This window comes from Candidatus Poribacteria bacterium, from assembly GCA_009839745.1.
GTDB lineage: Bacteria > Poribacteria > WGA-4E > WGA-4E > WGA-3G > WGA-3G.
Genome location: VXPE01000126.1, coordinates 1 through 5017, shown reverse-complemented (window position 1 = coordinate 5017; position 5017 = coordinate 1). Strand labels below are relative to the sequence as shown.

5 protein-coding genes are annotated in these 5017 nt (G+C 44.9%); all 5 read left to right on the top strand.

Annotated features, from left to right (window positions below; translation table 11 throughout):
• Positions 1-938, top strand: a 938-nt coding sequence (locus F4X88_20110; GenBank protein ID MYA58587.1) for an AAA domain-containing protein, incomplete at its 5' end; no start/stop codon positions are given.
• A 236-nt stretch (positions 939-1174) separates the two neighbouring features.
• Complete coding sequence (locus F4X88_20105; protein ID MYA58586.1) at positions 1175-2302, top strand: Fic family protein; 1128 nt, start codon at positions 1175-1177, stop codon at positions 2300-2302.
• Between the two features lie 270 nt (positions 2303-2572).
• On the top strand, positions 2573-3142 hold the full coding sequence (locus F4X88_20100; GenBank protein ID MYA58585.1) for a hypothetical protein: 570 nt from the start codon (positions 2573-2575) through the stop codon (positions 3140-3142).
• Positions 3143-3348: 206 nt separating this feature from the next.
• Positions 3349-3780: a hypothetical protein gene (locus F4X88_20095; protein ID MYA58584.1), complete on the top strand. Its 432-nt coding sequence runs from the start codon at positions 3349-3351 to the stop codon at positions 3778-3780.
• Between the two features lie 51 nt (positions 3781-3831).
• Positions 3832-4980: a site-specific DNA-methyltransferase gene (locus tag F4X88_20090; GenBank protein MYA58583.1), complete on the top strand. Its 1149-nt coding sequence runs from the start codon at positions 3832-3834 to the stop codon at positions 4978-4980.
• The last annotated feature ends 37 nt before the right edge of the window (positions 4981-5017 follow it).

The window sequence follows — 5017 nt, the reverse complement described above, 5'->3', positions numbered from 1 at the left end:
TCAAAGCCGAAGTCCAAAAACGTATCGTCGGTCAAGACGCGATTATTGAAGGTGTGCTTTTCTGTTTGCTTGCCAACGGACACGCTCTCCTTGAAGGTATCCCCGGTTTAGGCAAAACACAACTCATCTATACCCTCAGCGAAGCCCTCGACCTCTCCTTCAAGCGTATCCAATTCACACCGGACATGATGCCCTCCGACATCACAGGCACAACGCTCCTTGTTGAAGATGAACACGGTAACAGGCAGTTTGAATTCCAACAGGGACCCATTTTTTCGCAACTCATCCTTGCCGACGAGATTAACCGCGCCACACCCCGCACGCAGTCTGCACTCCTTGAAGCCATGCAAGAGCGCACTGTCACCGTCGGACGCACCAGCCACAAGTTAGACGAGCCGTTTTGCGTCCTCGCCACACAGAACCCGTTGGAGATGGAAGGCACTTACCCGCTCCCCGAAGCACAACTCGACCGATTCCTCTTCAAACTCCTGATCGATTTTCCCGGTGAAGATGAGATCGTCGAAATCCTGCGCCGCACCACATCCGGTGCCGAGATCACTATCGACACGGTGACGAATGCTGAGACACTCAACGAGATGCGTCAACTCGTGCCGCAGGTCATCATCGCCGAGCATGTCGAACGGCACATTATCCGACTCGTCCGCGGCACACATCCGGATTCCGAGGATGCCCCGGAGATCGTCAAACGCTATGTCCATCTGGGTGCCGGGATTCGGAGTGTCCAGGCGATAGCCCTCACCGCTAAAATCAGAGCCATCCTCGATGAGCGCTACAACGTCGCTTTTTCTGATATTGATGCCGTCCTACTTCCTGCGCTCCGTCACCGCATCCTTCTCAACTTCGAGGGGCAAGGCGAAGGTATAGAACCCGATGCGATTGTTAACGAAGTCCAAAAGACTATAATTCCCACATCCTAACTCCTATTCTTGTCTTTATTATCAAAAACACCCGAAAATGAAAACCCATGAAGGATGTCTGTTTCTCAAAAGCAGTTTGGTTCGTAGTAGCGCAATTTCTTGCGCGTTCTGTAAGTTCTGTGCAGAATTAATCTCTTGACATCCGTTTGAACCTACACTATAATATGGGATTATCAAAAATCGGAAAAAATGACAATGCGAATTTGCTATTTTTAAAAAGAGGCGAAAACAGTAATATGGAAGATTTTACAGCGGGTGTGTACCGACAGCAGCGGGAATACAAGAGTTTTAGCCCATCCTTCATAAACTGTCCGTTTACTTGGGAAAATCGTCAAATAGATCAGTTAGTCGAACAAGCTGCACATCTTTTGGGAGCACTCAACGCTTATGCGGAAATTGTACCAGATGTCGATTTTGCGATTCCAATGAGCATCGCAAAAGAAGCGATAGACTCCAATCTGATTGAGGGCACAAAAACTGAGATTGATGAGGTTGTTCTGCCACAATCGGAGATTCCGTCAGTCAGACAGGATGATTGGCAAGAGGTCCAAAATTATATTGCAGCCATGAATTTCGCAATAGCCGAACTACCAAGAATCCCGATTTCAATGCGACTTCTCAAGGATGTCCATAAAATATTACTGTCCGGCGTTCGCGGAAAACATAAGGCACCGGGTGAAATTCGCAGGAGTCAAAACTGGATCGGTGGTTCATCACTTTCTGACGCTATTTTCGTCCCACCTTCACCGGAGGCACTTCCGGACCTCCTAAGTGATTTGGAAAAATTTTGGCACAACGAATCGCTACAACTGCCATTCCTCATCAAAATCGCTATCACACATTATCAGTTTGAAACCATCCACCCCTTCCTTGATGGGAACGGTAGGTGTGGGAGACTCTTAATCGTTTTGCAACTTATTGATGCACAGTTACTTAACAAGCCTGCGCTTTATGCCTCCACCTTTTTTGAGAAAAACAAGGTTTCATACTACAATTCGCTCACTCGCGTTCGCACTGCAAATGACTTGGAACAGTGGATTGTATTTTTTCTACTTGGAATCGTTGAGACAGCACAGCACGGACTCAAGACATTCAAAGGGATTATCGCGCTTCGCCAAGAATATGATGCCAAAATCCTGACTCTCGGTTCCAGAGCACGAAACGCTCAAAAGTTGCTCCAGCGCATGTATGCAAACCCCATTGTTAACGCGAGATGGGTTGAAAAGGAGTTAGACATCAGTTTTTCAAGTGCAAGCTTGCTCCTAAAATCCTTGACAGAACTTGATATATTGAAGGAGACTACAGGACATTCCCGCAACCGCCTCTTCGTCTTGGAGAAATACCTGAACCTCTTTAGAGATTAACGGACTTCACATAAAGACTATGCAGACCCCTATTCAGAAAACATTTGACAGATAGAAATAAAAGTGTTATACTTCTCTTAAATAGGGTTTACGCGCGCTGCTCTTTTGTAGCATAACCTGTTAGGTTGTGCAAAGGGACAGCTGGCGTTTTTTATACGATCTCTATCTCATGGCGCGGGCGATGGTCAAAATCGCGTAAGTCCTGTTAAACACAAATACCTGTCTTCGTAAAACAGTTACAAACGTATGGCACAAAGGAAAAAAACTGGGATGTTAGAGTTCAGTTGGGCAACTATCAGCCTAATAGACATCGGTGTGCTGAGTATCAGTATTATCGGCTTATGGTGGTTGAAAAACCAGGTCGAGCGATACAAAACACTCTCTGAAGAATTAGATAAGCGATACAACGCTCTTCATCAGGAACACACAACGCTCCAACAAGGACATGAAACGCTCCAGCAGGAGCACATAACGCTCCAGCAAGAACATAAAACGTTACGGCAGGAACACACAACGCTCCAGCAAGAACATGAAACACTTCAACAGGAATTTAGAACTTTCCAAAGCACGGCTGATCGGAGATATAATGCTTTGCTTGACCAGCATAACGCGCTCCAGGAGGCCCATGATACTCTGCTAAATCAGCACAACACGCTTCAGGAAGAAAATGCAACCCTTCGAACCGGGTTAGATGTTATTGCAAGAGAGCAAAAAGCCCTCCAGACATCACACGATCGTTTGTCCGGACGACATGCTGAACTCGTCGAAAGAGTGATGCCAGTCTTTGAAATATTGGCTCGCGAAAAACTGATGGAAATAAACGCTCGCAATCAAAATTGAGTACCTCCGCTTTATTAAAAAATATGCAAACATCCCAACAAAAATTACAAACCCTCCTTCAACAACTCTTCCGAGCGGATGCCGCCGATCTCGACTTCGGCATCTAGAGTGGTGAACATTTCTCCACCTATAGATTCAAATCCCAAGGCGTGACTGTTACCTTTGACCTGCGTGATGTAGATATTGAAAAGGACAACGTCAAAGGCATGAAACGTTTTTTTGTTCCTCTATCTACCGAGATAACTTATAAATCCGAAACCAATGATATATGCATTCCGTTTGAATACCGTCCTCTTACCGATGCAGAAAAGAAACACTACAGTGGTCAGAAACAACAAGACAAAATCCTTGATGCCGCCGAACCCGAAATCATCGCACAACTCACAAGCCACTATAACGCCATATCCGCACTCAATCGGCAAACAACAAACCTCCTTGATAAGGGGGGCAGGGGGGTTACCGCTCTCAAAAAACACCTCCGCGCCTACACCCGCCGCAACACCGCAGACTTCTTCATCCACAAAGACCTCAAGGGGTTCCTCAACCGGGAACTTGATATATACATCAAAAATGAAGTTCTTCCATTGTCAGACTTGATTTTAACAAATGTTAAAAATGGGGGAGGGGTAGTAAACTGATGGTTAACAAATAGTAACAATTGGCTTGAAACCGCGAAACTTGTTCACAGTATCGCCACCCAGATTATTGATTTTCTCTCCCATATTGAAGAATTCCAAAAACGTCTCTGGCTCAAAAAGAAATTCGTCCTCTCCACCGACTACTGCCTCACACTCGACCGCGTTCCAGAAGAATTTTATCCTGAAATTATTGATAACGCTGCGCAGTTTGAGGAGTGGAAAGACTTGTTTGCTATCCACGAAATAGATCCCGACCTCTTCAACCTCCCTGATAAGGGGGGCAGGGGGGTTAAAACCCGTTCCGCCGATTTCCTCAAGGCAAATCCCAACCTCGTCTTAGATACCTGCCACTTCAATCCTGATTTCAAAGATCGTCTATTGGCACATTTTGACGATTTAGATAATGAAATAGATGGCTTATTAATTCACGGCGAGAACTTCCAGGCTTTAAATCTCTTGAAAAAAAAATACCACAAATCAATAGAATGTATTCACATTGATCCACCCTACAACACTAAAACCAGTGGATTTGTTTACAAGAACACTTATCAACACTCAAGTTGGTTATCAATGATGGCAGATCGAATAACTCTCGCCGAGCAGTTAATGGCATCAGATAGTTGTATCCTTTGCCATATTGATGAGAATGAATATGAAAAACTCTTCCTCCTCTTTCAAACTCTGCAAATGGACGATCAGGGAACAATTGTATGGGATAAAAGAAACCCTGTTTTTGGCACAAATACGATTGCTACGCAGCACGAATATGTTGTGTGCTATTCTACAGGAACTATAAAACTCAATATCAGACCTATCAACCGTAAAGCCATTCTTAGGAAGGCTTCTTCATTAATAAAACAGCATGGCGGTGTTACCGAGGCGTGTTGCAAAGAATTTAGAACTTGGCTTAAGGACTATCCTAATTTGACTGGCGGAGAGCGGGCATATTCAAAAATCGATGAAAATGGAGATGTTTATTCAGAGGTTAGCCTAGCAGCTCCTGGACGGCAGAACGACCCAAAATTTCGCATTCCGTTGATTCATCCATGTACAGGTAAACCTTGTCCTGTGCCAGCAAATGGCTGGAGTAGAACACCGGAAAAAATGTGGAATTTCTTGGCTGAGGAGCGTATAATCTTCGGACCGGATGAAAAGAAACAACCTCGACTCAAAGTTTATTTGATAGGACTTACGCAGTAGCGATTTATATCGCAGAGGATTTCAGTTGTTGACAAAG